Below are 26,245 nucleotides of genomic sequence, written 5' to 3' on the forward strand. Positions count from 1 at the left end.
TGTTTTTTATCTTTCTGAATTATTTCCAAAGAAATAATTCAGAAAAAACAGAAAAATGTCGTAACCATTTGCGGAATTCTGTTATAATAAACGAAAAATGAAAACGCTTTAAAGGGGGATATAACCAATATGATGATGAATGTACCGCTAACAATTAGTTCTATGATGGAAAGAGCAGAGAAACTGTTTTCGAAGAAAGAAATTGTTTCACGGACACATGATACAGTTACAACGTTAACGTATAAGCAGTTAGGGGAAAGGACGAGAAGACTTTCCAGTGCGTTGAAAAAGCTTGGAATTAAAGAAGGTGAACGTGTAGGAACGTTAGCGTGGAACCATCATCGACATGTAGAAGCGTATTTTGCTATTCCAGGTATTGCTTCTGTTTTGCACACGATTAATATTCGTTTATCTCCTCAACATATTTCATACATTATTCAGCACGCAGAAGACCGAATTCTACTTATAGATGAAGATCTCGTACCGCTCGTTGAAAATATTCAATCACAATTATCAACTGTACAAGCTTACATTATTATGACTGATAAAGATGAACTTCCAAATACTATGCTGGAGCCTGTATATCATTATGAAAAGCTATTAGAAGAAGGCGATCCCAATTTCCAATTTGTAAAAGATATTGATGAAAATACACCTGCTGGTATGTGTTATACGTCAGCGACTACAGGAAACCCAAAAGGTGTTGTATATACGCATCGCAGTACTGTATTGCATTGTATGGCACTCGGTTTAGCTGATACAGCTGCTTTATCGGAAAGTGACGCAGCAATGGCAATCGTCCCGATGTTTCATGTGAACGCTTGGGGACTTCCTTTTGCGGCTACTTGGTTTGGATCAAAACAAGTTCTTCCTGGACCGATGTTTACCCCGAAAATTTTATTAGAGATGATTCAATCAGAAAAAGTGACGTTAGCTGCGGGTGTGCCGACAATTTGGCTCGGCGTATTACAAGAGTTAGAAAATAATAGTTACGATTTATCTAGTATGACGAGAATACTATGCGGAGGTGCAGCGGCGCCGAAAAGTGTTATTAAAGCATTTGAACAGAAACATAATGTTCCGTTCATACATGCATATGGTATGACTGAAACGAGTCCACTCGTAACACTTGCACGTTTAAAAAGTTATGAAACGGAATTATCGTATGAAAAGCAACTAGAAATTCGCTCCAAACAAGGATATCTTGTACCTGGTGTCGAGATGAAAGTAGTCGGTACAAATGGTGAAGTGAAGTGGGATGGTACTGAGATGGGAGAATTATGTTTACGAGCACCTTGGATCGCTGAAAGCTATTATAACGATGATCGTACTGTTGAAGGTTTTCGCGATGGATGGTTATATACTGGTGATGTTGTCACAGTGGATGAGGAAGGTTGCGTGAAGATTGTTGACCGTACGAAGGATGTTATTAAAAGCGGGGGAGAATGGATTTCTTCGGTCGATCTTGAAAATGCTTTAATGGCACATGATGCTATATTTGAAGCGGCTGTCGTTGCAGTTCCTCACCCTCAGTGGCAAGAGCGACCAATTGCCTGCGTCGTTCAAAAGAAAAATAGTACGGTTACAAAAGAAGAAATATATGAGTTTTTAAAACCACAGTTTGCGAAGTGGTGGTTGCCAGACGATATTGTCTTTATGGAAGAAATACCGAAAACATCTGTTGGGAAGTTTTTAAAACAGGCGCTTCGGAAAGAACTGGAGCATTTGCATAGAGAGAAATAAGTGAATTCTTATTTGTAAACTTAAATGAAATAAAAGTTGACAAAAGAAGGGTGGAAAGATAATATAATTTTCGTGATATGTTATCTAAAACCACTTTTAAGTTTACAAACGGGAGAAGAAAATATGCATACAAAAAAATTAGTTTTCGTCGCTTTATTTAGTTCTATTATGGGAGTGTTAGGGTTAATACCTCCGATTGCTCTTTCTATTACACCAGTTCCGATTACATTGCAATCACTCGGTGTTATGCTTGCGGGTGGGTTGTTAGGGTCACGCCTTGGTGCATTAAGTCAGCTTATTTTCTTACTTATTGTAGGAGTTGGAGCACCATTACTTGCTGGTGGACGCGGTGGCCTTGGTGTATTTGTTGGGCCAAGTGCAGGATATTTACTTGGTTACATCATTGGAGCGTTTGTTATTGGTTATTTAATTGAGCGTTTACGTGAAGTTTCTATTATAAAAGTATTATGTATTAATATAATTGGTGGTATTTTCGTAGTTTATGTATTTGGTATTACTGTACAAGCGTTTTTAATGGATGTTTCTGTATGGGAGACAATGAAAGTGAGTGCTGTGTTTTTACCAGGGGATTGTATAAAAGCAATTATTGCGGCAGTACTCGTAACAAAATTACATCGTTCATTGAAACATATTATTACGCCCGCTTTAAAGAATGGAAAATATACAAATGCGGGATGATAAAGGGAAGAAACACGTTAATTCCGTGTTTCTTTTTATTATTTTTGTAAAGAAAGGACGTCTCATATGGGTATTACAAAAGAATACAAAAAGCATGCCTCTTTACAACCAAATAAAATAGCGATAAAGGAAAATGATAGAGTTTTAACATATAAAGAGTGGTTCGAATCAGTTTGTAAAGTAGCAAACTGGTTGCATGCAACAGAATCAAAAAATAAAACAATAGCAATCCTATTAGAAAATCATATAGAGTTTTTACAACTATTTGCTGGTGCCGCTATGGGCGGGTGGGTTTGTGTTCCGTTAGATATAAATTGGAAACAAGATGAGTTCAGAGAAAGAATTGAAATCAGTAATCCGGATATGATTGTGACAGAACGATATAAGGTAAATGATTTACCGCATGAAGAAGGAAGAGTAATTGAAATTGATGAGTGGAAAAGAATGATGGAGAAATATCTTCCTACACATTCCACTGTAGAAAGTTTACGAAATGCTCCCTTTTATATGGGATTTACATCAGGATCAACTGGAAAAGCAAAAGCATTTTTACGTGCACAGCAATCGTGGATTCATAGTTTTGATTGTAATGTACATGACTTTCATATGAAAATGGAGGATTCAATTTTAATAGCTGGGACGCTCGTTCATTCTCTTTTCTTATACGGGGCAATAAGTGCATTATATGTAGGACAAACGGTGCACATTATGAGAAAGTTCATTCCGAATCAAGTATTAGATAAGTTAGAAACTGAAAATATATCGGTTATGTATACAGTTCCGACAATGCTTGAATCTTTATATAAAGAAAATAGATTAATAGAAAATAAAATGAAAATTATTTCATCAGGAGCGAAATGGGAAGCTGAAGCGAAAGAAAAAATAAAGAATATATTTCCTTATGCGAAAAGATATGAATTTTATGGTGCATCAGAGTTAAGTTTTGTAACAGCACTAGTCGATGCAGAAAGCGAAAGAAGGCCAAATTCAGTAGGAAAACCTTGTCACAATGTGCAAGTTCGAATATGTAATGAAGCAGGCGAAGAAGTACAAAAAGGCGAGATAGGAACTGTTTATGTGAAAAGTGATCAGTTTTTTATGGGATACATAATAGATGGGGGTTTAACACGGGAGTTGAATGCAGATGGCTGGATGACAGTGCGAGATGTAGGCTATGAAGATGAAGAAGGCTTTATATATATTGTTGGTAGAGAGAAGAATATGATTTTATTTGGAGGAATCAATATTTATCCAGAAGAAATAGAAAGTGTATTACATGAACACCCAGCTGTTGATGAAATAGTTGTAATTGGTGTGAAAGATAGTTACTGGGGTGAAAAGCCCGTCGCGATCGTAAAAGGAAGTGCTACGAAACAACAATTAAAGAGTTTTTGCTTACAACGATTATCCTCGTTTAAAATACCGAAAGAATGGCATTTTGTAGATGGAATACCTTATACAAATAGTGGGAAAATCGCTCGTATGGAAGCAAAAAGTATGATTGAAAACCGGGAGAAAACATATGAATAAGGCAGTTATTGTAGAGGCGAAAAGAACACCTATCGGTAAGAAGGATGGGATATTAAAAGAGTATGAAGTTCAGCAATTAGCAACGCCGCTTCTTACGTTTTTAAGTAAAGGAATTAAGAGAGAGATAGACGATGTTATATTAGGAAATGTTGTTGGGCCAGGAGGGAATGTTGCAAGATTATCTGCTTTAGAGGCAGGACTTGGCTATCATATTCCTGGTGTAACGATTGATCGGCAATGTGGTGCTGGTTTAGAAGCAATTCGAACTGCGTGTCATCTCATTCAAGGCGGGGCAGGTAATTGCTATATCGCCGGAGGAGTAGAGAGTACAAGTACGTCACCTTTTCAAAAAAGAGCAAGATTTTCACCTGAAACAATTGGTGATCCTGACATGGGAGTAGCTGCTGAATATGTTGCGGAGCGTTATAACATAACGAGAGAAATGCAAGACGAGTACGCTTGTCTTAGTTATAAACGGACACTGCAAGCGTTAGAAAAAGGATATATACATGATGAAATATTTTCTTTTAATGGATTATTAGATGAATCTATAAAGCCAGAAATGAATTATGAACGAATCATTAAAAGAACAAAGCCCGCATTTTTACAAAATGGAACAGTGACGGCAGGTAATTCATGTGGTGTAAATGATGGGGCATGTGCTGTTCTTGTAATGGAAGAGGGACAAGCCCTAAAGTTCGGTTATAAACCTGTCCTTCGTTTCGTTCGTAGTACTGTAGTGGGAGTGGATCCCAATCTTCCAGGGACTGGTCCGATATTTGCGGTGAACAGATTATTAAACGAAATGAATGTAAAAGTAGAGGACATCGATTATTTTGAAATAAATGAAGCATTCGCCTCAAAAGTTGTTGCTTGCGCAAAAGAGTTACAAATTCCGTATGAAAAATTAAATGTAAATGGTGGGGCAATTGCGCTCGGTCATCCGTACGGTGCATCTGGGGCTATGCTTGTAACACGTTTGTTTTATCAGGCTCAAAGAGAGTCTATGAAATATGGAATTGCTACATTAGGAATTGGAGGCGGGATAGGGATTGCGCTATTATTTGAGAAAGTAGAAGACTAGTGAGGTAACTAGTTTTCTACTTTTTGAGGAACATAAACATTGCTGCCAGGCTTCGCTTTCATTTCGTTCCAAGCAGCAATCGCATCAGCTTTTGCTTTTCCTTTATTATTTGGATCTTCGAAAAAGTCCCGAGTAAAGCGATTGTATTCAAATTGCGCGCTGATCGTTGTTTTATAAGTAGGATCTTTTTTTCGTTCGTTTTCTTCATACCAAAATGTTATCGCGTCTTCATATGTTTTTCCAACATTCTCTTTAAAAAACTTTTGAAGAGCTACTGTAAAGCGGAAGTTTGTTCCGATTTTTTCTTTGAAAAAAGCACGAACATCTTCGCTACAGCGGTGATTTTTAGTAATAATCGTTTGAAGAGAAAGGTCTTTATAAGAGAGGGGAGCTTTGCTCACTTTTTGCACAGAGCTGTTTTTTAAGACTTTCCCCGTAGTTAAATAATGTGAGATACGCTCGGTTATTTCGGTCTTAGAGCCACTAGCTGGCAAACCATGCTCGCGACAAAATGTTTGCAGTTCTGCTTTTAACCAATAATAGTTTTGAAAATCTTCAAGTGATATAGATTTTGTTAAAGGTGGACGCATGAATATAACAACTTCTTTCTTCCATAATTTTCTTTAATTATAAAACGTATGTTCTCTTTGTGGAAGGATTAATTTGTAAATATAACAGGAAGAGGAGATTACATATGGAAAATGTAATGCAAGTTCGTGTTACGGGAATTTTAATTGAAGATGAAAAAGTATTGCTAGTAAAGCAAAAAGTGGCTAATCGCGATTGGTCTTTACCTGGAGGAAGGGTAGAGAATGGTGAAACGTTAGAAGAAGCGATGATTCGAGAAATGAGAGAAGAAACGGGATTAGAAGTTAAAATTAAGAAGCTACTCTATGTTTGTGATAAACCAGATGCTAGTCCATCTTTGTTACATATTACGTTTCTGCTTGAAAGGATTGAAGGTGAAATTACACTACCTTCTAACGAGTTCGATCATAATCCGATTCATGATGTGCAAATGGTACCGATTAACGAATTAAGTTATTATGGTTTTTCGGAAACTTTTATCAATCTTATAAGTGGCGGTTTTGCAAATGCAGGAAGTTATCAAGGGTTGAAACAACATATAGGCCTGTAAATATAGTTGAAGGATAGCCGTTAGCTATCCTTCATAAACATGTTTTACACTGCTGACTGTAAAGAAGAGACAAGCTGATTTAAAAACTCGTCCCCGTTCATCACCGCTTTTCCGCCGCCGCGTGCACTCTTTTTATTTCCGCCACCTTTTCCTTCAATTGCAGGAAGAGCATCTTTTAAAAGAGCATTCATATCGAGCGTTACTGTTTTTCCGCAAGCGAGAATACATTGTAGTTTGTCATCATTTTCGATGACGAAATACGTAATTGCATGCTCTTGTTGTTCTGTAATGATAGCTGATAGTTTTGCAATTTCTTGCATAGAACGATCTGTAAATGCTTTAGAAATAAGTAACCCAGCATGTATTTCGGTGGGCTGTTGCAGTAATTCATTTGCCTCTGCAAATAATAATTTTTCATTCATTGTTTGTATTGTTTTTTCGTTTTCCTTTTGAGAGGTAAGAAGCTGTGCTACTTTTGCTGGGATATCAGTTTCGCTACTGTTTAATTGTTTGGAAACATCTTTCATAATTTGTTGCTGTTGCCCCATTAATTTAAGTGTACGCCAACCAGCGATAAAGGTTAAGCGTATACCACCTTTATTGCGCTCCCATCCTAGTACTTGAATAGGACCAACTTCACCAGTGCATTTCGGATGGGTTCCACCACAGCCATTGTAGTCGTAATTTTCGATAATAACAACACGTATATTCTCTGTCATAGTTGGTTCTTTACGAAGAGGTAATGTTTTTGCTTCTTCTAAGTTCATCCACTCTATATGGATTGGGTGGTTTTCAAAAACGATTTTATTGGCAATTTGTACTGCCTTTTCAACCGTTTCTGCATGCAGATTTTCTGTTTCTAAATCAATTGTTATCGTTTCTTTTCCAAGATGGAATCCAATCGTAGGTATGTTGAAATAGTCCCAAAAAACAGCAGATAAAATGTGCTGAGCTGCATGTTGCTGCATATGATCAAACCGGCGCTCCCAATTGATTTTACCTTCTACGTCTTCTGTGTGTAATTGTTCTTCAATGAAGTGGCGGATTTCTTCGTCGACTTCTTCAACATCAAGTACAGCAATACCATTTAAAGTTCCAGTGTCATGTGGTTGTCCGCCACCAGTCGGATAAAATGCGGTTTCGTTTAAAACAACGTATAAGTTACCGTCTTTATCATAATCTTGCTTTATAATTTTAGTAGTAAATTCTTGCTTATAAGCGTCAGTGTAATATAATTTGTGCTCCAATTTTCTTTCTCCTCTCGCATTAACTAGTTTCATTGTAAAGCAATTGAAATTAGTTTCCTAATATTTCAGAAGAAAGAAACTATTTTTAGAATTTTCTTGCTATAATAAGAAGAAAATGCGGGGGTGGAATAAATATGTTATATGAAAATGGCGTAGATAAACTGCTTAGTTTAAGCAAAAATATTTCTGAATTGTATCGAGAATTAAATGAAGTGACCCGGATTTTAACGGATTGTAATCGAGAAAGTGTGAAGTTTGATCGGTTATATGTAAAAGAGTTACTTTGGAAGAAAGAAGATGTAATAGAGAAATATGACCAGCTACTTGTACAACTTTGTATTAACGAATGCTTTGATCTAAAAAGTGTCATTACAGGCGAATATAAGTATACATATGAAGAAGTGGAGAACATCGTTTTACAATTTAATGAGAAGTATAATGTTGCAATATTAATTAAAGATGTTTGTAAAGAATTACAGTTTACATATGGCATAGATATGGATATAACGAGAACAGCGCGGGTATCAACAGCGCAAGTATAAAAAGGGAAAAGAAAGCAGATCCTTTGCTTTCTTTTTTTATGTAAGAACAGGGAGAGTAGGTTTTTAAGATGAAGGGGAAGTTGCAAAATATTCATCCGTTAGGAATGACAATTATAATAGGGACTTTATTTGCGAGGTTCGCCACGTCAATGAGTATTCCTTTTTTAGCAATTTATTTAACGACTGTGAAAGGTGTATCAGCTGGAATGACAGGTGCTATTATCGGAACGAGTGCACTTGTTGGAGTGTTTGCTAGTTTTATCGGAGGGAATTTATCAGATCGATTCGGTCGAAATATGATTATAATATGGTCCATGATCGTTTGGGTCTTTGTATTCATTGGTTTTTCACTTGCAGATCATGTTTTAAGTTTCTTTTTATTAAATGCTTTGAATGGATTATGTAGGTCATTTTTTGAGCCAACATCAAGAGCGTTATTATCAGATTTAACGAAACCTGAGTATCGTTTACTCGTATATAATTTGCGTTACGGTGCAATCAATGTTGGAGTAGCGATTGGCCCACTTGTCGGGTTACAGATTGGAAGCGCAAAATCAACAATTCCGTTTTTAGTAGCAGCTGGAGTATACATTTTATATACAGCTATATTAGCGTTCCAATTTAAGAAGTATCCGATTGAAAAAAAGAAAGTAAATACAGAAAAGCCTGTCACAATGTTAAAGGCAATTCGTATTTTGCGAAAGGATGTCGTATTTTTAGTTGCACTAGTTGGTATTATTTTGAGTAATTGTGGTTTTTCTCATTTAACGACAACAGTATCTCAATATTTTGCAAATGCACATATATTTCAGGATGGAGTGAAATTATTTTCATATATGCTAGCTTTAAATGCGATTGTTGTAGTCGTAATTCAATACCCTGTTATTCAAATTTGTAAAAAGTATACACCGTTAGTATCCATTATGGTGGGGGCTTTATTTGTGAGTGGGGGATTATTTGGCTTTGGAATAGTAGAATCCATGCTAGGTGCTGCCGTTTGTACAATTATTTTTACAATTGGAGAAGTCTTAATGTTTTCGATGACGGATGTATTTATTGATGATATTGCTGTTGCGTATCTAAAAGGAACATACTTCGGTGCGATGGGCTTTTCGGGAATTGGAGCAGTAATAGGTCCGTGGTTTGGAGGAGTACTTCTCGATTACTACGGGTACCAAAATGGGTTTGCAGTATTTTCAGCATTAGCTATATTCTCAACTGTGGCATTTCCTGTGCTTTTAGTTACAAAAGGTTTATTGAAAAAAAGATATGATAGAAATTCTAATATAGAAATGCATGCGAAATAACATAAGCCCCAGTACCAACTGGGGCTTATGTTTGTATTATATTAACTCTTAATTTGAAAAAAGAACTTTCTTTTCATGTTTATCAGCAACTTCATTTTTGGAAATATGAATGGCCAAAAAACCATTCTCTAAGCAGGCTAGCATCTTCTTATAAATAACATTAGCGGGTAAAGGGATAGTTCGCTGCAAAGAAATGTTTTTATGAAGTATGCAAATGGTTAGGCCTGTCTCCATCTTTTTAATGACTACATTTTGTTCATTGGCATTTGGTACATCTGTTTCCAAAATGTATTCTTGTTCAGTTTCGCAAAGGTCAATATGAATTTGATTTGGGAAACTAAAGTTACTACAAGAGTCAGAACAAAACTGATCCATCCATTCTTCGAAACCATCAACATGAAAAAGACAATCCTTCTTTTTCTTGCCCATGTAAGACACCCTCCGTAAAATCTCAATTCATACTATGTTATGCATGAATGAATTAGGGGTGAAGAATAAATGGGAAAATATAAACATTGTATGTGGAAAAGATAGCTAGTGTGCACTTTTTGTTTTACATATCATGATGCGCATGATGTTTTTGGCGTGAATGGTTACGGTTTTTTACTTTATGAGATCCGCTTAATGGTTCAGGTTGTCCTTTTTTTTCTTTCGCTTCACGATTGTTTTTTCCCATTGTATGTGACACCTCCTCTTCCTTTTTAGAATGAGAGAAGTTTGCAAATTTATACGAGAATGTTTTTAGAAAAAAAGGTAAAGATAATTGGGACTAACTATTACAGAAAGGGGATTATATAATGCCATATCATAAAGATAAACAACAAGCGTTTCAAGCAGCGCAGCAAGGCGTTACACAAGCAGAAAATGCATTTAACAACATTGTGAAAAATGATCCAAACTACGGTCATGATTTAAAAGAATTACGCCAAGAGGTTCAGGAAGCATATGAACAAATTCAAAATGCACTAGAGGTAGCTTCAGAAACACAACGTCCACAACTTGAGCAATATGAAAATAATCTCCAAAATATAATGCGAAATGTAGATCAATTAGAAAAGTAAATTAGGTTGTTGTGTATTTGACAACCTCTTACTTTAATGAACATTATGCGAACACAGAAAATTTTTCTATTCGTTTTTTCTTTATTATGCGCAGTACATATATTTCAAGTTGAAAAAGTGGAAGCGAAAATGTTGCTCAGAAAAGAGCTAGAACCAACTGGCTATGTAACGTGGGAAGTACCTAATAATGAAAAAATTATTGCCATTACATTTGATGATGGACCAGATCCAACGTATACACCACAAGTTTTACATTTATTACGTCAATATAAGGCTGAAGCGACATTTTTTATGATTGGATTTCGAGTTCAGCGCAATCCATATTTAGTGAAACAAGTGTTAAAAGAGGGACATGAGATTGGAAATCATACGATGAATCATTTATATGCAAATAGTTCATCAGATGAAAAATTAAAAAAAGATATTTTGGATGGAAAGAAATTTTTCGAAAAATGGGTGAAAGAACCGTTGCTATTCCGTCCTCCTGGTGGATATATTAACGATGCTGTATTTAAAACAGCAAAAGAAGCAGGTTATCAAACCGTTCTATGGTCGTGGCATCAAGACCCACGTGATTGGGCAAATCCAGGGGTGGAATCTATCGTAAATCATGTAGTGAAAAATGCTAAAAGTGGCGATATTGTATTGTTACATGATGGAGGAAATGATCGTAGTCAAACGGTAGCAGCACTAGCAAAAATTTTACCTGAGCTAAAAAAACAAGGCTATCGATTTGTAACGGTTTCAGAATTGTTACGTTATAAACATTAGAAAAAATCCCAAAAGGTGAATGTTCCTTTTGGGATTTTTCGTTACTGGTTCTTTTTGCGTTTCTTATTATTTTGTCTTTCTGCAGGAGTTAAGTTTTCATTTGCAAACTCTTCGTTATAACCAGTACCTTGTCCTTGTGTGGATGCTGCATTCATTCCTGAAATAGTATGATTTGCTTTTCTTTTACCCATTTTATTTCACCTCTATAACATTTTTTGTATGTTGAATGATGAGCAGTTCATAGTGTGTATGAACTATAAGTAAAGCGCTAATAGAGCACTTTACTTTATGGTAATAGTATTCATAAGGAGCATGAACACTATTCAAATTTAGAAACATAAAGAAAACTTATGATAATCTATAAGTTTCTTATTATTTACTTATTTAGAAAGTTGTAATAAGATATTATCGTAAGGTATTGAAAAGTTTGTCTACATTTTATATTCAGACAACTTAGTCACGTTTAACAGGGGGGAAACATAATGGTCAAACATAATCCATTTCAATCACGTGCAACTTTTGAAGTAGATGGAAAAACGTATCATTATTATGATTTGAAAGCGCTTGAAAATGCAGGGGTTGGCAACGTATCTCAATTACCATATTCCGTGAAAGTTTTACTTGAATCAGTACTTCGTCAAGTAGACGGACGTGTAATTACAGAAGAGCATGTTACAAATTTAGCGAAATGGGGAACGAAAGATGTGCAAGATATCGATGTTCCATTTAAACCATCTCGTGTAATTTTACAAGATTTCACTGGTGTACCAGCTGTTGTTGATTTGGCTTCGCTTCGTAAAGCAATGGCAGACATGGGTGGAGATCCTGATAAAATCAATCCAGAAATTACTGTAGACCTTGTAATTGATCACTCTGTACAGGTTGATAGAGCGGGTACGGCAGACGCGCTTGCATTCAACATGGACTTAGAGTTTAAACGTAATGAAGAACGTTATAAATTTTTAAGCTGGGCACAAAAATCATTTGATAACTATCGTGCAGTTCCACCAGCTACAGGTATTGTACACCAAGTAAACCTTGAATATTTAGCACCAGTTGTTCATGCTGTGAAAAATGCTGAAGGTGACTTAGTTGCATACCCAGATTCATTAGTTGGAACAGACTCACATACAACAATGATTAATGGTATCGGCGTTCTTGGATGGGGTGTTGGTGGTATTGAAGCAGAAGCAGGAATGCTTGGACAGCCTTCATACTTCCCAGTACCTGAAGTAATCGGTGTGAAATTAACAGGTACACTTCCAAGTGGTACTACAGCAACTGACGTTGCCTTAAAAGTAACGCAAGTATTACGTCAAAAAGGTGTAGTTGGTAAATTCGTTGAGTTCTTCGGTAATGGACTAAAGAGCATGCCTTTAGCTGACCGTGCAACAATTTCAAATATGGCACCAGAATACGGCGCAACTTGTGGATTCTTCCCAATCGATGATATTTCATTAGAATACTTACGTTTAACAGGTAGAGATGAAGAACAAATTCGCGTTGTTGAAGAATACTGTAAAGCGAACGGTTTATTCTATACAGCAGACAGTAAAGATCCAATCTACACTGATCTTGTAGAAATTGATTTAAATACAATCGAATCTAACCTTTCTGGACCGAAACGCCCACAAGATTTAATTCCACTTTCAGATATGAAAGATGCGTTCCACAAAGCTGTTTTAGCACCAGTTGGAACACAAGGACTTGGATTTAATGAGCAAGAGTTCGATAAAGAAGTGAAGGTTACATTAGAAGATAAAGAAGTAACGATGAAAACAGGTGCAATTGCAATCGCTGCAATTACAAGCTGTACAAATACATCAAACCCATACGTATTAATTGGAGCAGGTCTAGTTGCGAAGAAAGCAATTGAAAAAGGACTTGTAGTACCTGAGTATGTAAAAACATCATTAGCACCAGGATCTAAAGTTGTTACTGAGTACTTAGATAAGTCTGGTTTAACAACATATTTAGATCAATTAGGTTTCCAAACAGTTGGTTACGGTTGTACGACTTGTATCGGTAACTCTGGTCCATTAGCGCCAGAATTAGAAGAAGCAATCGCAGCAAACGACTTACTAGTAACATCTGTTTTATCTGGTAACCGTAACTTTGAAGGGCGTATCCACCCACTTGTAAAAGCAAACTACTTAGCATCACCACCACTAGTTGTGGCATATGCACTTGCAGGTACTGTTGATATTGACCTGAAAAATGATGAAATCGGTAAAGATGCAAATGGCAATGCTGTTTACTTCAACGATATTTGGCCATCAGCTAAAGAAATTGAAGATGTAGTTCAAAGTGTTGTTACATCTGAACTGTTCAAGAAAGAATATGCACAAGTATTTAACAGCAATGAGCGTTGGAATGAAATCCAAACTTCAAATGAAGCGTTATATACTTGGGATAATGATTCAACATACATTCAAAACCCACCATTCTTTGAAGGATTATCTAAAGAGCCAGGTGAAGTTGAAACATTATCAGGCCTACGCGTAGTTGGTAAATTTGGTGACTCTGTAACGACAGACCACATTTCACCAGCAGGTTCAATCGGTAAGCATACACCAGCTGGACGCTACTTATTAGAAAACGGCGTACAACCAGTTGACTTCAATTCTTACGGTTCTCGTCGTGGTAACCATGAAGTTATGATGCGTGGTACATTCGCGAACATCCGTATTAAAAACCAAATCGCACCAGGAACAGAAGGCGGATATACAACATATTGGCCAACAGGTGAAGTAACGTCTATCTATGATGCTGCTATGAAATATAAAGAAGATGGCACAGGCCTTCTAGTTGTTGCTGGTAAAGATTACGGTATGGGAAGTTCTCGTGACTGGGCTGCGAAAGGAACAAACTTACTAGGTATTAAAGCAGTAATTGCAGAAAGCTTTGAGCGTATTCACCGCAGTAACTTAGTGTTAATGGGTGTACTACCACTTCAATTTAAAGATGGCGAAAGTGCTGAAACGTTAGGTCTTGTTGGTAACGAGTCATTTGAAATTCAAATCGACAAAACAGTTAGACCACGCGATCTTGTGAAAGTAGTTGCAACTGATGCAGATGGCAATGAAAAACAATTTGAAGTAGTAGCTCGTTTCGATAGTGAAGTAGAAATTGACTACTACCGTCACGGTGGTATTCTGCAAATGGTTCTTCGTGAGAAAATTGAAGAGTCTAAAGTGTCGAACTAAATAATTGAAATGAATAATAAGGAAGCTAACAATAGTTAGCTTCCTTATTTTATGGAAAGGGATGAAACCATATGGTTTCATCCCTTTCTTTTTTATTACGAAAAATGGAGGAAACGTCATGAAAGAATATAAAAGAATTTTGTTACCGTTACAGAAAGAAAAAATATTAGTAATAGCAGCTGTATGTAGTGGGATAATTGCTGCCATTTTAAATTTATCCCGCCCAATTTTCATGGGATTAATTGTAGACAATCTTATTCAAAGGGGCTAAAAGGTGCGTATGTATATATAGCTTTGTTTGCGGGTAGTCACTTTTTAATGTGGGCGAACAATCTTTTATTTGATTATATAAGTTCAAAAGCGAGTCAACGTATATTACAAACGAAACGTATAGAATTATTGCGTCACTATTTCTCATTACCGTTTGAAGAGAGTGAGAAGATTAAGCAAGGAGAGTTAGAAACTTTGGTCGTGTCTGATATTCCGAACTGGGTCAGATTATATGGCTCTATATTAATAGAATATATACACGCTATTGCCCAATTTATTGGAGCTTTCATAGCACTACAACATATAGATATACAGTTTATATTGTGGGTAACTCCGTTTTTATTTTTAAGTACAATTGTTCCAATACTGATGGGAGAAAAGGTAAGAGATATTGCAAGCGTTTCTCAAAAAAATCACTCAAGTGTTGTAGAGATGGTGTCACAGTTTGTAAAGGGGATACAAGATTTGCGGAGTTTACAAAAAGAAAAATGGGCAATTCGCTTATTTAAAGAAGTAACGGCACAATCGTATAAATCAGAAGTAAAGAAGACGATGATGCAACATTGCATTGGAGTAGTTGGAACGGTGATTGAAACAGGAGCATATATTGTTGTTCTCATTATAGGTGCACAAAAAATAATGAGGGGAGAAATAGAAGTTGGTTCACTCATTGCAGTGTTAGCGACAATTGAGATGCTCTTTTTCCCTGTCTGTTATGTGGGCGATTTATTAATAATGACACAAGTTGCAGTCGCTTCGGCAAATAGAGCTTTTTGCTTTTTAAATAAACGAGCAGCAGATAGCAATGTAGAAAGAGCGATGGGGATCAGGATAACAAATGTTTCATTTCAGGAGAATGACGAAGAGAAATGCAGAATTCATAATATTGATTTGCAAATTCGTCCTGGTGAACTCGTTATGATTGTGGGAGAAAGCGGTGCAGGAAAAACAACGCTTTTAAAGTTAATAACGGGCTTGTATAAACCATCTAACGGTAGCATTGCTTTTATGGTAATGAAGCTCGTATGACTACAGTGTGGCAAGAACCACGTTTTTTCCGAACGACGGTAACAGAGAATATGTATTTCGGGGAAGAGGGTTTAGAAAATCAGTTAGAAAAAAATAGTGAACTTATAAATGCAACGCCGATTATTAGAGGGTTACCTGAAGGGAGTTAAACTGTGCTACATAAAAGCGGTGAAGAGTTTTCGGGAGGCGAAAGAAAACGTCTTGCATTATTGCGCGCGATTGTATCAAATCCAACTCTTATTATTTTAGATGAACCGACGGCTGAGTTAGATCCGGGCAATCAAGAACTGGTTTGGAATATGATTGAAGGGATAGGGAGAGATGTAACGAGAATTGTGGCAACACATGATGTAGAGAGAGCGATGATAGCAGATTGTGTTGTTGTCATAAAGAATGGGACTATTGTGGAATGTGGGAATCCTAGAGAATTATTAAATTGCAACTCATTGTACAAAGAGTTGCAAACAAAAAGATAAGAGATATGTAATGCTCTTATCTTTATTCCGCTATTTGCCGGGCAGCCCGATTGGTGAGGGCTGATTAAAGTTTCACTTTATTCGGTCTCATTAAGTTGATAAGTATAAGAATTCGAATCACTAGAATTAACTTCTTTGACGAGAGTAAGTTGATTTGTATCTGGATTATATTTGAAAATCTTAATTGTATGTTCGCTACTTAGTAATGGATTATATTCTTGAATAGCGAATGTATTTTCCGCGATTTGTGTCATATTACTGGTGGGAACATTTTCTATGGAATCATGATTTGTAGAAATTTCAACGACTTTTTCACTGTTGAAAAATAAAAGAACGATTACTAAAATAACTAAGCATATTCGTATATAGCGTAGCTCTTTGGTGATAGGGTGTTCTCCCAAAACAATCATCCTTTCTATAGCTATTCTATAGTAGTAATGGTAGTCATCGTGAAAAAAGTAATAATGCCGAGGCCTGCCAAAAGGATAAATGAGATTAATGCGATATAGAGACAAATATGTCCAACTTGTTTTTTTTCAGGATCTTTACTAAATAGTGAGATAATCCATGTGATAATTCCGATTGGGGAAAATATAAAACTAAGAATATATAGAAGTATTTTTTTAAATAAATTCATGAGAGCTCCTTTCATTGTAAAATGTTCTATGTATTTCTAATTATATGATTAAAAGGTAAATATTTCATCTTAGTTATAAAAATTCTGATTATTTAGAATGTGAATATTTCCAAGCTTGTCCGTATAAGCTAAAATAAGGTATATAGTATTGTGATGAATGTGTTAAAAGAAGATAATACGTTAGGGTGATATAAAATGTGGCGGAAGCTTACGATTATTGTAGTGTTACTTTGTTTAGCGGGATATGCAGCTTATGAACAGTTTGGTCATAAAGAGCAGGCGGTAAAAGTGAAGCAAGAAAAAAGTGAAGCTGCGATGAAAGAGATTATCGCAAGGAATGGTATTGAGATAGGGAAGAGTGCACCGGACTTTACATTAACGAAGTTAGATGGGACAAATGTAAAGTTATCGGATTTAAAAGGAAAGAAAGTAATTTTAAACTTTTGGGCTACGTGGTGTGGACCATGTCAGCAAGAAATGCCTGATATGGAGGCTTTCTATAAAGAACATAAAGAGAACGTAGAAATTTTAGCGGTCAATTATACGCCTTCAGAAAAAGGTGGGGGGGAAGAGAAGGTAAGCAATTTTGCTAAAGAAAAAGGAATTACTTTTCCTATTTTATTGGACAAGAACATTGATGTGACAACAGCTTATAAAGTAATTACGATTCCAACTTCGTATTTTATAGATACAAAAGGTGTCATTCAAGATAAGTTTATTGGGCCGATGACACAAAAAGAGATGGAGAAAAGAGTTGCTAAATTAAAATAATGGTGAAAAGGTAGAGATGGAGAGTTCCCATTTCTGCCTTTTCTTTTTCAAGTAGTAATCACTTCATGATATGATGTAAGAAATATAACCGTTTAGAGATAAAGGAGTGTATGGAGTGGGGAATGTATCCTTACCGTTAGATTATGTTGTAATTGATTTTGAAACAACAGGATTTAACCCTTATAATGATAAAATTATTCAAGTTGCAGCAGTGAAATATCGTAATCATGAATTAGTAGATCAATTTGTTTCATACGTGAATCCAGAGCGGCCAATTCCGGACCGAATAACGAGTTTAACAGGTATTACTAATTATCGCGTTTCAGATGCACCGACGATTGAAGAAGTGTTACCTTTATTTTTAGCATTTTTACATACAAATGTTATTGTGGCCCATAATGCTTCTTTTGATATGCGCTTTTTGAAAAGTAATGTAAATATGCTTGGGTTGCCTGAACCTAAAAATAAAGTAATTGATACTGTATTTTTAGCAAAGAAATACATGAAGCATGCGCCTAATCATAAACTTGAAACGTTAAAACGAATGCTTGGAATTCGTTTAAGCTCTCATAATGCATTTGACGATTGCATTACGTGTGCTGCTGTTTATCAAAAGTGTGCAGCTATTGAAGAAGAAGGGAAACGAAAAGTAAATAAGGCTATGCTTGATGAAACTGCGGTATATGAAGCGGTGAAAGAAATACTTGCATGTAATAAACGTAATGTAGAATGGCTACGTTGTATGAACGTAGGAAGTTATTTAGATATAAAAGCTTTTTATCCAGTTATGAGATTAAAGGTAAAAGGGCGAAAGAAATATGTATTAACAGAGATATTAGAAGAAGATGTGAAAGAAATATGTACAAGTTTAAAATGTGAACCGGCGTTAAAAAGTGAAGTTGGTAATACGAGAATTATGCTTAATAGCTTAGAGGATGTTATGAAATTAGAAAGTTATATTTTAGAGCAGTATGATTTTGTATTACAGGCGCTTCATGATTATAAAGAAAATGAAATGAATGCAGATGAAAAGTTGAAAGAATATTTAAATATTATGGTATAAAAAACTCCGTGTGCAATATATTGTACACGGAGTTTTTTTAGGAGTACTAAAACATAAAATTTTCTTACAAATCTGATTAAAGAGTTTTTTGTTTGCTCATACTATGTAATAAGAAAGCGAAGGAGAGAGGGTGAACAACATGAGAAGAAGTCGCCGTAAATCGTTTGAAGAACTTGTAAATGAAAATAAACAACAATTATTAAGCGATCGTGAGGCAATTGATCGCATTGAAGAGCGCATTGAAAAACGTTATGAAATGAAACTTTTTAAGCAAGCTGAATAATTCTTAACACTAGTACGATACTAGTGTTAAGGAGGCGATAGTAATGGGTAATCCGAAAAAAAATTCAAAAGACTTTGCACCGAATCATATTGGAACACAATCAAAAAAAGCTGGTGGAAATAAAGGAAAGCAAATGCAAGATCAAACAGGTAAACAACCGATTGTTGATAATGGTTAAAGAAAAGGAGAATATTACATTCTCCTTTTTTATGTATAAATTTGAGGAAAGATAGGTAATTTAAGATGGTGTGTATATACAATATTAGGAGGGAAGTACATGCCAAATCCAGATAATCGAAGTGACAACGCTGAAAAGTTACAAGAAATGGTGCAAAATACAGTTGATAACTTTAATGAAGCAAAAGAAACAGCGGAACTTTCTAATGAAAAAGATCGTGCTGCTATTGAAGCAAAAAATCAAAGACGTTTAGAAAGTATTGACTCATTAAAAAGTGAAATCAAAGATGAATCTTAACAAAATGTACAAAAAGGGCTGACTTTTGTCAGCCCTTTTTCGTAATCGTAAAGTTTTCAACAAGTAAACGCCAATTTTGTGGAAATGGCAAGCCAATCTTCCAATAACTAATACCGCCAATGCCCTGCTCTTTCATTAAATTGAATTTACTTTGAATAGACCTCGCATCTTCAAACCAAACTTCATGTTGTACGCCATTTTCGTCAAAGTAATTAAAATGTGGAGCTTGAGCTGTGAAATCATAGCGGATAGGAACATTATATTTACGAGCAAGTGCAACAGCTGCGACAGAGCTAACTGCTTTTGCTGGTGGATTCCCTTGTTTGAACGGAAGTTTCCAATCGAATCCGTATAAGTTTTGCCCCATCATAATTTTTTGGGGAGGCATTTGAGATTTTGCGTATTGAAGTACTTCTTTTACAGGACCGATAGGAGAGATTGCCATTGGTGGCCCGCCCTGCCAACCCCAGTCATATGTCATAATGACGACGAAATCAACAATTTGCCCTTGCGCTTTATAATCATGGGCTTCGAAAAATTTTCCCTTTTGATTTGAACTTGTTTTCGGTACGAGAGTTGTGCTTAATGTGTACCCGCTAGGTAAGCGTGTTTTTACATTTCGTAAAAAGCGATTATACGCCTCGCGGTCTTCGGGTGCTACACTCTCGAAATCGAAATGAATGTCTCGCATGCCATATTTTTCAGCTGTTTGCAAAATGTTAGTAATAAATTTGTTTTGAATCGTTGCGTCGCGTAAAATAACCGATGTTAGATCGGCACTGAAATTACCATTTTCGATATTTGTAATAACGAGCATAGGGATTGTTTGCCCTTGCGTTGCAATATTAGCAATTTTAGCTGTTTCAGTAGGTTCTTTTAATGTGCCATCTCTTTTTGCCTCAAAACTAAAATAAGCTAAATATGTTAAAAATGGATTGATGGCACGTGTAGCATTAACTAAACTCTCTTTAATCGGTATAGTGGAAGGTTGTAAATAAGCGATGGATTCTACAGCTCGTTTTGTGCCTTTTGGTACATATAATTGTTGTCCGACATGGAGAATAGATTTTAAAGATAAATTATTAACTTTAGCTAAACTAGCGAGGGGGACATTATATGTTTGAGAAATCCGATAGAGGCTGTCACCAGGCTGTACATAATAATTATTTCCTTTCGTATTAACAATAAGTGCCTGACCAACAACGAGCGTTTCAGCGGGATTTAGTCCATTGTCTTTTACTATTTCGTCAGGTGTTGATCCATATTTTGATGCCAAGCTATATACGCTATCACCGCTACGAACCGTTACAATTTGAATCATATGCTTGCTCCTTTCGGGAAAAGATTCACTATTTTTATTTTATTTTTGATGTCACTGTATTATGATTAAATGTATGCAAGGTAGCAGAAGTGAAAGAAGGGAAGAAACAGTTAGTGTATATCTACAAAAATATATAATTAGTGATAAAATATTTGTAGATGAAAAATTGTCGCCGGAGTAAAGTAGTTTCATGGGATGAAAAATATGAAAGTATATTCAATTGGTGATTTTGCAAAAAAAGGCAGGTAGGATAGAACAAACTAGTTGCCATCTTCAAGGGAAAATAAGCTAAGAAGATGGTTAAGGGGTTGCTGGAAAATGATGCTTGCGAAGAAAGTGAGAATCAAGCCGAATAAAGAACAAGAATTGCAACTTTGGAAATCTGTTGGTACGGCAAGATGGGCTTATAATTGGACACTGGCGAAGCAAGAAGAGAATTACAAGAATGGCGGAAAGTTCATATCAGACGTTTTTTTACGGAAAGAATTAACTGTATTAAAGCAGTCTGAAGAATATGCTTGGTTGTACGATGTTTCAAATAATATAGCCAAACAAGCGATTAAAGATGCTTGTGAAGCATATAAGCGATTTTTCAAGGGACTGGCTGATAAACCACGATTCAAAAGCAGAAGGAAAGCAAAACTCTCTTTTTACAATGATAATGTCAAGTTAAAAGTAAAAGAAAAACAAGTTTTGATTGAGAAAGTTGGTAGGGTAAAAACATCCGAAAAGTTACCTGTAGGGGTTAAGTACTCTAATCCACGCGTTAGCTTTGACGGTAAGTATTGGTATTTGTCTGTCGGTATTGAACAGGAGTTTACAAAAGAGAAATTAACGGCTGTTTCGTTAGGAATAGATATTGGAATCAAAGAATTAGCATATTGTTCTGATGGGCAGAGGAAGAACAATATCAACAAAACAAAAATGGTAAGACAGGTAGAGAAACGCCTTCGTAGGTTGCAACGTCAAGTTTCTCGTAAATATGAAATGAATAAGGAGGGAAACCGTTTTGTCAAAACAAGCAACATTATAAAAATCGAGAAAGAGATACGACAACTACATAGAAGGTTATCAAATATCAGAAAGAATCATCTTCATCAATCCACGAGCGAAATTGTGAAAACCAAGCCATTTCGCATTGTGATGGAGACGTTGCATATGAAAGGTCTGATGAAGAATAGATACCTAGCTAAAGCGATTGCGAAGCAGTGTTTATATGAGTTCAAAAGACAAATTCAATACAAGTGTGAAAAATATGGTATTGAATTTGTAGAAGCTGATACATGGTATCCTTCTTCAAAAATGTGTTCCAGTTGTGGAAGCATTAACAAAGAACTAAAACTTTCTGACCGTGTATACAAATGCACTTGTGGTCACGAAATGGATAGGGATTTAAATGCGGCTATCAATTTGTCACGGTATGAATTAGCCAGTTAACATCTAAAAAAGTTACGGCTAATATGTAGGATTCGTTGTATCCGAATTTACGCCCTCGGAGTGTTACATCAAACGAAAGTAGCTTCTGTGAAATCGGACACGTAGAACAGGGAAATAAACAAAAATTATAGATTTTTATAAGTTTATGGCAACGGCGAATATACATATGTTTGTAGCAGAACATGAAGTTGAAATCCGTTATGCGGAAACAGATCAAATGGGTGTTGTTTACCATTCAAACTACTTAGTGTGGCTTGAGTTAGGTCGCACGAAACTTATACAAGATTTAGGTTTTTCATATGTTGAAATGGAGAAAGAAGGAATTATTTCTCCTGTGTTAGATTTACAAATTTCATACCGTAAAGCGATGCGTTACGGAGAAAAAGCAATCGTAAAAACATGGGTAGATACTGTGAGCCCACTTCGCGTTGTATATGGATATGAAATATATAATGGTGATGGTGAACTTTGTATTACTGCAAGTACGACGAATATTTGTGCGAAAAAAGAAGGGTTCCGCCCTGTATCATTTAAAAAGTTATATCCTGAGTGGTATGCGAAATATGAGGAAATTAAGAAAAAATAAAAAAGCGTGGCAGAAGCCACGTTTTTTTATTTTTCATAATTAAATTGTGGGAAGTCGTCACCTTCGTTAAGTGTAACAGATAAATTATGTCCATCGAAGAACCATTCATCATCGCCTTCAATAAAGAAGTTAATACCTTCTTCTTGAATTTGAACAGCAGGATGTGCAGGATCATCTTTACGAATCCCTAAAGAAAGTCCTTTTTGCACAGTACTGCAACCACCGTATTGTACGAAAAAGCGTAGTGTTTCATTTGATTGTAAGTTTAATTCATTTTTATACCATTGTGCTGCTTCTTTTGTTACGGAAAGATTCATGTATAGTTCCTCCAAATTATGTTGCTTTTTCTTTAGTATAAAAAATAACGCAAAAAGACGCTATTAATATGCTTCACGTTTTCTTTTTGCGTTATGTGGGTTACGATCTTATTTTTGCTTTTTTGAAAAGTTTGCTTTTGGTTCAGTTTTATTTATAATTCGTCCGATATTTGCACGGTGTTTATAAATAACCATACCTGCTAATAAACACATCGCAATAATGAAGATTTTATCCCCGCTAACAATGGATGCAATAACAGCAACAACTGCTGTTACCATAGAAGAAAGTGATACGTATCTTGTTGTAAATAAAAGGGTGAAAAATACAACAGCCAATATTGCAAAAACAACTGGTGAATAGCATAATAGCACCCCAGCAGAAGTTGCAACTGCTTTACCACCGCGGAATTTCGCGAAGATTGGATAGACATGTCCAAGAACAGCCGCTAACCCGAACCATAGTGGATGAATATCTAATCCGAAAATCATTGGTAGACTTGTTGCTAATGTCCCTTTTAAAATGTCAGCAATTGTAACGGTAAAACCTGCTTTTTTCCCTAATGTGCGGAATGTGTTTGTTCCGCCTAGATTACCGCTCCCGTGCTCACGAATATCGATTCCGTAGCCGATTTTTCCAACAACTAGTGCAAATGGAATCGAGCCAAGTAAGTAGGCAACGATAAATAAAAGATATGTAGTAACCATAAGTTCAGTCTCCTTTATTCAAATGTGTTGATAAAGGGTAAAAAGAGTTTTTCCCGTATATTGTACCATACATTTGTAAAGAGCACATTTCTTTTTTGTAAATGAAAAATTCATTATTTCGTGAAAAAAATTTCACAGTAATGTTACATTTCTCACAGAAACAGTAAGACTATATGTAGTAACATTTTAATCAAAAGATAACAACATATTGGTGGAGGGTTATAAATGTTACAAAATAATACACGTGGAGAAGAAGAATTAATGAAAGTGTTTGAGACAATAGTCCACGGCAATGAACAAGATTTGATGCAAGAAAATGCAAATGTAGACGGCCGCTCTCCAATGGGCGTAATGGGAACGTTCGCATCTGAGAGTGCAAAATATTATGCTGTTGAGAATTTATTGTCAGATCAAGTGAAAAAAGCGATAAATGAAAATATATTATATCCACATGATTTAGATTTTTATGCAACAGGAACGACGACTTGTTCACAAATTCCGTTAGCACAAATGCTTGCTAACGGTTTTCATACTGGACATGGACATATGAGACAACCGCAAGACATTAAAAGTGCATTGGCTCTTTCGTCTATTATTTTTCAAGCGAATCAAAATATGCAGCATGGTGGTCAATCGTTTGCACTCTTTGATATTGATTTAGCACCTTATGTACGAAAAACAATTGAGAGACATAAAAAACGATTACAATCATATCCGCTTACGAAAGAACAAATAGAAGAATTCGCATGGAAAGAAACGGAAAATGATACGTATCAAGCGTGTGAGGCTTTCGTTCATAATTCGAATAGTATGCATAGTAGGGGTGGAGGACAAGTACCGTTTATTTCCATTAATTACGGAACAGATACATCAAAAGAAGGAAGAATGTTAATTAAACAACTTTTAAAAGCGACACAAGCTGGACTTGGTAAAGGAGAGACACCGATTTTTCCGATTCAAATTTTCAAGATGAAAAAAGGTGTGAATTTTGAAGAAAGTGATCCAAACTACGATTTATTTGAATTAGCATTAGAGACAACGGCTGAACGATTATTCCCTAACTTTTCATTTTTAGATGCTCCGTTTAATGCAGTGCATTATGATGGAAGACCAGAAAGTGAAGTATGTTACATGGGATGTCGTACCCGTGTTATGTCTAATATACATGGAGAAGAAACAGCGATTGGTAGAGGGAATTTATCATTTACGTCTATTAATTTAGTGAAATTAGCGTTAATTAGTGGTTCAAAAGAAGCGTTTTTTGAAGCGCTAAACTATTATTTAGATTTAGGAATTAAGCAGCTATTAGAAAGATATGCGTATCAATGTACGAAACGAGCAAGAGATTTTCAGTTTTTATATTCACAAGGTGTATGGCGTGGTGGAGAAACGTTGCAGCCTGAAGACTCCGTAGCCTCGATTTTAAAACAAGGGACGTTAAGTATTGGTTTTATCGGTCTTGCGGAATGTTTAGTAGCTTTAACAGGAAAGCATCATGGGGAAGATGGAGAATCATGGAAACTTGGGTATGAAATTATTTCCTTTATGAGAGATAGAATGGATAAAGCGACAGAAGAACATCAACTGAATTTCTCAGTAATTGCAACTCCAGCAGAAGGATTATCAGGGAAGTTTGTGAAAAAAGATAGAGAAGAATTTGGTGAAATTAATGGTATAACGAACCATAATTACTATACGAATTCATTCCATATTCCAGTTTATTATAACATTCAAGCGATAAATAAAATCCGTTTAGAAGGCCCGTTCCATGCTCTCTGTAATGGAGGACACATTACTTATATTGAACTAGATGGAGCAGCAATGCATAACAAAAAGGCATTAAAACAAATTGTACAAGCCATGGCAGAACATGGCGTTGGATACGGTTCAATTAATCATCCTGTTGACCGTTGTAAGTGCTGTAGTTATCACGGGGTTATTGGGAATGAATGTCCAAGTTGCGGGAATAAAGATGAGGCTAATATAGAAAGAATTCGCCGTATAACAGGCTATCTTGTAGGAGATATGTCGAAGTGGAATAGTGCGAAACGTAGTGAAGAGATAGATCGGGTGAAACATAAATGAAAGTGATGAATATTATTCATGATAGTGTAGTAGATGGAGAAGGATTGCGGACAGTCGTGTTTTTTGCGGGCTGTCCGCATCGTTGCGTTGGTTGCCATAATTCGAAATCGTGGAATATTTGCAATGGAACGGAAATGACAGTAGAAGAAATTGTGAAAGAGATTGCAAGTAATCCATTAACTGATGTAACATTTTCAGGTGGAGATCCATTTTTTCAAGCTGCTGAAGTGAAAAAGGTAGCAAAAATCGTGAAAGATTTGAAAAAAAACCTATGGATGTATACAGGTTATACGTTAGAAGAGATACAGAGTTCTCAAAATAATGATATGATAGAGTTGTTACATTATGGGGATGTTTTAGTCGATGGAAGGTTTGAAATTGAGAAAAAAGATTTAACACTTCCATTTCGCGGAAGCTCCAATCAACGTATTATTCGATTGAAAGAGTAAAAAGGCGGGATAG

General features: G+C 35.9%; 29 protein-coding genes and 1 pseudogene. 20 read left to right on the forward strand and 10 right to left on the reverse strand.

The genetic code is table 11. The features are described from left to right. The first annotated feature begins 129 nt into the window (after positions 1-129). From ACQGSG_RS07720 to ACQGSG_RS07735, 4 genes are all read left to right on the forward strand, one after another. Positions 130-1,743: a long-chain fatty acid--CoA ligase gene (locus ACQGSG_RS07720; protein ID WP_061655810.1), complete on the forward strand. Its 1,614-nt coding sequence runs from the start codon at positions 130-132 to the stop codon at positions 1,741-1,743. A gap of 123 nt (positions 1,744-1,866) precedes the next feature. Next, positions 1,867-2,442, forward strand: a complete 576-nt coding sequence (locus ACQGSG_RS07725) for a biotin transporter BioY (RefSeq protein ID WP_098877465.1) — start codon at positions 1,867-1,869, stop codon at positions 2,440-2,442. A 66-nt stretch (positions 2,443-2,508) separates the two neighbouring features. Then, complete coding sequence (locus ACQGSG_RS07730; RefSeq protein WP_061655809.1) at positions 2,509-3,972, forward strand: acyl-CoA synthetase; 1,464 nt, start codon at positions 2,509-2,511, stop codon at positions 3,970-3,972. Then, entirely contained in the window at positions 3,965-5,056 is a 1,092-nt protein-coding gene (locus ACQGSG_RS07735; protein ID WP_058839937.1) for an acetyl-CoA C-acyltransferase, read from the forward strand. The genes ACQGSG_RS07730 and ACQGSG_RS07735 overlap by 8 nt, the downstream gene beginning before the upstream one ends. A gap of 8 nt (positions 5,057-5,064) precedes the next feature. On the opposite strand, the gene ACQGSG_RS07740 is transcribed toward ACQGSG_RS07735, so the two are convergent. Next, positions 5,065-5,646 carry a DUF6434 domain-containing protein gene (locus ACQGSG_RS07740; RefSeq protein ID WP_061655807.1) on the reverse strand — a complete coding sequence of 194 codons (582 nt, stop codon included), beginning with the start codon at positions 5,644-5,646 and terminating at the stop codon, positions 5,065-5,067. 104 nt (positions 5,647-5,750) lie between these two features. Between ACQGSG_RS07740 and ACQGSG_RS07745 the strand changes: the two genes are divergently transcribed. Further along, entirely contained in the window at positions 5,751-6,194 is a 444-nt protein-coding gene (locus ACQGSG_RS07745; protein ID WP_000432562.1) for an NUDIX hydrolase, read from the forward strand. A gap of 44 nt (positions 6,195-6,238) precedes the next feature. On the opposite strand, the gene ACQGSG_RS07750 is transcribed toward ACQGSG_RS07745, so the two are convergent. Next, positions 6,239-7,441 carry a DHHA1 domain-containing protein gene (locus ACQGSG_RS07750; protein WP_325842482.1) on the reverse strand — a complete coding sequence of 401 codons (1,203 nt, stop codon included), beginning with the start codon at positions 7,439-7,441 and terminating at the stop codon, positions 6,239-6,241. Between the two features lie 134 nt (positions 7,442-7,575). Here ACQGSG_RS07750 and ACQGSG_RS07755 point away from each other — a divergent pair, with 134 nt between their 5' ends. Further along, positions 7,576-7,983 carry a hypothetical protein gene (locus tag ACQGSG_RS07755; RefSeq protein ID WP_142338743.1) on the forward strand — a complete coding sequence of 136 codons (408 nt, stop codon included), beginning with the start codon at positions 7,576-7,578 and terminating at the stop codon, positions 7,981-7,983. 68 nt (positions 7,984-8,051) lie between these two features. After that, on the forward strand, positions 8,052-9,290 hold the full coding sequence (locus ACQGSG_RS07760; RefSeq protein WP_053512819.1) for an MDR family MFS transporter: 1,239 nt from the start codon (positions 8,052-8,054) through the stop codon (positions 9,288-9,290). Positions 9,291-9,338: 48 nt separating this feature from the next. On the opposite strand, the gene ACQGSG_RS07765 is transcribed toward ACQGSG_RS07760, so the two are convergent. Together ACQGSG_RS07765 and ACQGSG_RS07770 are read right to left on the reverse strand one after the other, a co-directional pair. Beyond that, positions 9,339-9,719 (reverse strand): Hsp20/alpha crystallin family protein, encoded by a 381-nt coding sequence (locus tag ACQGSG_RS07765; protein ID WP_000516731.1) that lies wholly within the window; start codon positions 9,717-9,719, stop codon positions 9,339-9,341. Between the two features lie 124 nt (positions 9,720-9,843). Then, positions 9,844-9,966 (reverse strand): small acid-soluble spore protein P, encoded by a 123-nt coding sequence (locus tag ACQGSG_RS07770; protein ID WP_000517649.1) that lies wholly within the window; start codon positions 9,964-9,966, stop codon positions 9,844-9,846. 121 nt (positions 9,967-10,087) lie between these two features. Between ACQGSG_RS07770 and ACQGSG_RS07775 the strand changes: the two genes are divergently transcribed. Then, positions 10,088-10,351 (forward strand): hypothetical protein, encoded by a 264-nt coding sequence (locus tag ACQGSG_RS07775; RefSeq protein WP_001146295.1) that lies wholly within the window; start codon positions 10,088-10,090, stop codon positions 10,349-10,351. A gap of 45 nt (positions 10,352-10,396) precedes the next feature. Continuing rightward, positions 10,397-11,122: a polysaccharide deacetylase family sporulation protein PdaB gene (gene pdaB, locus ACQGSG_RS07780; RefSeq protein ID WP_325842481.1), complete on the forward strand. Its 726-nt coding sequence runs from the start codon at positions 10,397-10,399 to the stop codon at positions 11,120-11,122. Positions 11,123-11,163: 41 nt separating this feature from the next. On the opposite strand, the gene sspO is transcribed toward pdaB, so the two are convergent. Continuing rightward, complete coding sequence (sspO, locus tag ACQGSG_RS07785; RefSeq protein ID WP_426947168.1) at positions 11,164-11,313, reverse strand: acid-soluble spore protein SspO; 150 nt, start codon at positions 11,311-11,313, stop codon at positions 11,164-11,166. Positions 11,314-11,604: 291 nt separating this feature from the next. On the opposite strand from sspO, the gene acnA reads away from it, so the two are divergent. Both acnA and ACQGSG_RS07795 read left to right on the forward strand, forming a co-directional pair. Further along, positions 11,605-14,328 (forward strand): aconitate hydratase AcnA, encoded by a 2,724-nt coding sequence (gene acnA / locus ACQGSG_RS07790; RefSeq protein WP_000238558.1) that lies wholly within the window; start codon positions 11,605-11,607, stop codon positions 14,326-14,328. 118 nt (positions 14,329-14,446) lie between these two features. Continuing rightward, positions 14,447-16,103, forward strand: a pseudogene (locus ACQGSG_RS07795) (ABC transporter ATP-binding protein). 77 nt (positions 16,104-16,180) lie between these two features. Here ACQGSG_RS07795 and ACQGSG_RS07800 read toward each other — a convergent pair. After that, entirely contained in the window at positions 16,181-16,513 is a 333-nt protein-coding gene (locus tag ACQGSG_RS07800) for a YmzC family protein (RefSeq protein ID WP_074595727.1), read from the reverse strand. 11 nt (positions 16,514-16,524) lie between these two features. Beyond that, the gene (locus ACQGSG_RS07805; protein ID WP_001048152.1) at positions 16,525-16,740 is read right to left on the reverse strand and encodes a hypothetical protein; all 216 of its coding nucleotides are present in this window, start codon (positions 16,738-16,740) and stop codon (positions 16,525-16,527) included. A gap of 195 nt (positions 16,741-16,935) precedes the next feature. Here ACQGSG_RS07805 and ACQGSG_RS07810 point away from each other — a divergent pair, with 195 nt between their 5' ends. From ACQGSG_RS07810 to tlp, 5 genes are all read left to right on the forward strand, one after another. Beyond that, entirely contained in the window at positions 16,936-17,511 is a 576-nt protein-coding gene (locus ACQGSG_RS07810; protein WP_000269054.1) for a redoxin domain-containing protein, read from the forward strand. Positions 17,512-17,626: 115 nt separating this feature from the next. Beyond that, positions 17,627-18,574, forward strand: a complete 948-nt coding sequence (locus ACQGSG_RS07815) for a 3'-5' exonuclease (RefSeq protein ID WP_000528755.1) — start codon at positions 17,627-17,629, stop codon at positions 18,572-18,574. A gap of 139 nt (positions 18,575-18,713) precedes the next feature. Beyond that, the gene (locus ACQGSG_RS07820; protein ID WP_001254703.1) at positions 18,714-18,857 is read left to right on the forward strand and encodes an FbpB family small basic protein; all 144 of its coding nucleotides are present in this window, start codon (positions 18,714-18,716) and stop codon (positions 18,855-18,857) included. Positions 18,858-18,900: 43 nt separating this feature from the next. Next, positions 18,901-19,035, forward strand: coding sequence for an acid-soluble spore protein SspN (sspN, locus tag ACQGSG_RS07825; RefSeq protein WP_000527987.1), 135 nt, complete (start codon positions 18,901-18,903; stop codon positions 19,033-19,035). A 99-nt stretch (positions 19,036-19,134) separates the two neighbouring features. Further along, positions 19,135-19,332, forward strand: a complete 198-nt coding sequence (gene tlp / locus ACQGSG_RS07830) for a small acid-soluble spore protein Tlp (RefSeq protein ID WP_001133511.1) — start codon at positions 19,135-19,137, stop codon at positions 19,330-19,332. A 28-nt stretch (positions 19,333-19,360) separates the two neighbouring features. Here the strand turns inward: tlp and ACQGSG_RS07835 are convergent, their stop codons facing one another. After that, positions 19,361-20,653, reverse strand: coding sequence for a glycosyl hydrolase family 18 protein (locus ACQGSG_RS07835; RefSeq protein WP_000614862.1), 1,293 nt, complete (start codon positions 20,651-20,653; stop codon positions 19,361-19,363). Between the two features lie 318 nt (positions 20,654-20,971). Here ACQGSG_RS07835 and ACQGSG_RS07840 point away from each other — a divergent pair, with 318 nt between their 5' ends. Continuing rightward, on the forward strand, positions 20,972-22,090 hold the full coding sequence (locus tag ACQGSG_RS07840) for a transposase (RefSeq protein WP_325842480.1): 1,119 nt from the start codon (positions 20,972-20,974) through the stop codon (positions 22,088-22,090). Positions 22,091-22,256: 166 nt separating this feature from the next. After that, complete coding sequence (locus ACQGSG_RS07845) at positions 22,257-22,676, forward strand: acyl-CoA thioesterase (protein WP_000495812.1); 420 nt, start codon at positions 22,257-22,259, stop codon at positions 22,674-22,676. 26 nt (positions 22,677-22,702) lie between these two features. Here ACQGSG_RS07845 and ACQGSG_RS07850 read toward each other — a convergent pair whose 3' ends face one another. Further along, positions 22,703-22,993 (reverse strand): HesB/YadR/YfhF family protein, encoded by a 291-nt coding sequence (locus tag ACQGSG_RS07850; protein ID WP_001054453.1) that lies wholly within the window; start codon positions 22,991-22,993, stop codon positions 22,703-22,705. Positions 22,994-23,101: 108 nt separating this feature from the next. Next, the gene (gene plsY / locus ACQGSG_RS07855; protein ID WP_000258974.1) at positions 23,102-23,698 is read right to left on the reverse strand and encodes a glycerol-3-phosphate 1-O-acyltransferase PlsY; all 597 of its coding nucleotides are present in this window, start codon (positions 23,696-23,698) and stop codon (positions 23,102-23,104) included. A 225-nt stretch (positions 23,699-23,923) separates the two neighbouring features. On the opposite strand from plsY, the gene ACQGSG_RS07860 reads away from it, so the two are divergent. Then, complete coding sequence (locus ACQGSG_RS07860; RefSeq protein ID WP_000940073.1) at positions 23,924-25,783, forward strand: anaerobic ribonucleoside triphosphate reductase; 1,860 nt, start codon at positions 23,924-23,926, stop codon at positions 25,781-25,783. Beyond that, positions 25,780-26,232 (forward strand): anaerobic ribonucleoside-triphosphate reductase activating protein, encoded by a 453-nt coding sequence (nrdG, locus tag ACQGSG_RS07865; RefSeq protein WP_065703475.1) that lies wholly within the window; start codon positions 25,780-25,782, stop codon positions 26,230-26,232. The genes ACQGSG_RS07860 and nrdG overlap by 4 nt, the downstream gene beginning before the upstream one ends. The last annotated feature ends 13 nt before the right edge of the window (positions 26,233-26,245 follow it).

This window comes from Bacillus sp. GMa5/1 (genome assembly GCF_050172015.1).
Lineage (GTDB): Bacteria > Bacillota > Bacilli > Bacillales > Bacillaceae_G > Bacillus_A > Bacillus_A cereus.

Excerpts from the sequence above, each read along its gene's own strand:
- ACQGSG_RS07720 (WP_061655810.1), top strand. The coding sequence starts at position 130 with ATGATGATGAATGTACCGCTAACAATTAGTTCTATGATGGAAAGAGCA.
- ACQGSG_RS07725 (WP_098877465.1), top strand. The coding sequence starts at position 1,867 with ATGCATACAAAAAAATTAGTTTTCGTCGCTTTATTTAGTTCTATTATG.
- ACQGSG_RS07730 (WP_061655809.1), top strand. The coding sequence starts at position 2,509 with ATGGGTATTACAAAAGAATACAAAAAGCATGCCTCTTTACAACCAAAT.
- ACQGSG_RS07735 (WP_058839937.1), top strand. The coding sequence starts at position 3,965 with ATGAATAAGGCAGTTATTGTAGAGGCGAAAAGAACACCTATCGGTAAG.
- ACQGSG_RS07740 (WP_061655807.1), bottom strand. The coding sequence starts at position 5,646 with ATGCGTCCACCTTTAACAAAATCTATATCACTTGAAGATTTTCAAAAC.
- ACQGSG_RS07745 (WP_000432562.1), top strand. The coding sequence starts at position 5,751 with ATGGAAAATGTAATGCAAGTTCGTGTTACGGGAATTTTAATTGAAGAT.
- ACQGSG_RS07755 (WP_142338743.1), top strand. The coding sequence starts at position 7,576 with ATGTTATATGAAAATGGCGTAGATAAACTGCTTAGTTTAAGCAAAAAT.
- ACQGSG_RS07760 (WP_053512819.1), top strand. The coding sequence starts at position 8,052 with ATGAAGGGGAAGTTGCAAAATATTCATCCGTTAGGAATGACAATTATA.
- ACQGSG_RS07765 (WP_000516731.1), bottom strand. The coding sequence starts at position 9,719 with ATGGGCAAGAAAAAGAAGGATTGTCTTTTTCATGTTGATGGTTTCGAA.
- ACQGSG_RS07770 (WP_000517649.1), bottom strand. The coding sequence starts at position 9,966 with ATGGGAAAAAACAATCGTGAAGCGAAAGAAAAAAAAGGACAACCTGAA.
- ACQGSG_RS07775 (WP_001146295.1), top strand. The coding sequence starts at position 10,088 with ATGCCATATCATAAAGATAAACAACAAGCGTTTCAAGCAGCGCAGCAA.
- pdaB (WP_325842481.1), top strand. The coding sequence starts at position 10,397 with ATGCGAACACAGAAAATTTTTCTATTCGTTTTTTCTTTATTATGCGCA.
- sspO (WP_426947168.1), bottom strand. The coding sequence starts at position 11,313 with ATGGGTAAAAGAAAAGCAAATCATACTATTTCAGGAATGAATGCAGCA.
- acnA (WP_000238558.1), top strand. The coding sequence starts at position 11,605 with ATGGTCAAACATAATCCATTTCAATCACGTGCAACTTTTGAAGTAGAT.
- ACQGSG_RS07800 (WP_074595727.1), bottom strand. The coding sequence starts at position 16,513 with ATGATTGTTTTGGGAGAACACCCTATCACCAAAGAGCTACGCTATATA.
- ACQGSG_RS07805 (WP_001048152.1), bottom strand. The coding sequence starts at position 16,740 with ATGAATTTATTTAAAAAAATACTTCTATATATTCTTAGTTTTATATTT.
- ACQGSG_RS07810 (WP_000269054.1), top strand. The coding sequence starts at position 16,936 with ATGTGGCGGAAGCTTACGATTATTGTAGTGTTACTTTGTTTAGCGGGA.
- ACQGSG_RS07820 (WP_001254703.1), top strand. The coding sequence starts at position 18,714 with ATGAGAAGAAGTCGCCGTAAATCGTTTGAAGAACTTGTAAATGAAAAT.
- sspN (WP_000527987.1), top strand. The coding sequence starts at position 18,901 with ATGGGTAATCCGAAAAAAAATTCAAAAGACTTTGCACCGAATCATATT.
- tlp (WP_001133511.1), top strand. The coding sequence starts at position 19,135 with ATGCCAAATCCAGATAATCGAAGTGACAACGCTGAAAAGTTACAAGAA.
- ACQGSG_RS07835 (WP_000614862.1), bottom strand. The coding sequence starts at position 20,653 with ATGATTCAAATTGTAACGGTTCGTAGCGGTGATAGCGTATATAGCTTG.
- ACQGSG_RS07840 (WP_325842480.1), top strand. The coding sequence starts at position 20,972 with ATGATGCTTGCGAAGAAAGTGAGAATCAAGCCGAATAAAGAACAAGAA.
- ACQGSG_RS07845 (WP_000495812.1), top strand. The coding sequence starts at position 22,257 with ATGTTTGTAGCAGAACATGAAGTTGAAATCCGTTATGCGGAAACAGAT.
- ACQGSG_RS07850 (WP_001054453.1), bottom strand. The coding sequence starts at position 22,993 with ATGAATCTTTCCGTAACAAAAGAAGCAGCACAATGGTATAAAAATGAA.
- plsY (WP_000258974.1), bottom strand. The coding sequence starts at position 23,698 with ATGGTTACTACATATCTTTTATTTATCGTTGCCTACTTACTTGGCTCG.
- ACQGSG_RS07860 (WP_000940073.1), top strand. The coding sequence starts at position 23,924 with ATGTTACAAAATAATACACGTGGAGAAGAAGAATTAATGAAAGTGTTT.
- nrdG (WP_065703475.1), top strand. The coding sequence starts at position 25,780 with ATGAAAGTGATGAATATTATTCATGATAGTGTAGTAGATGGAGAAGGA.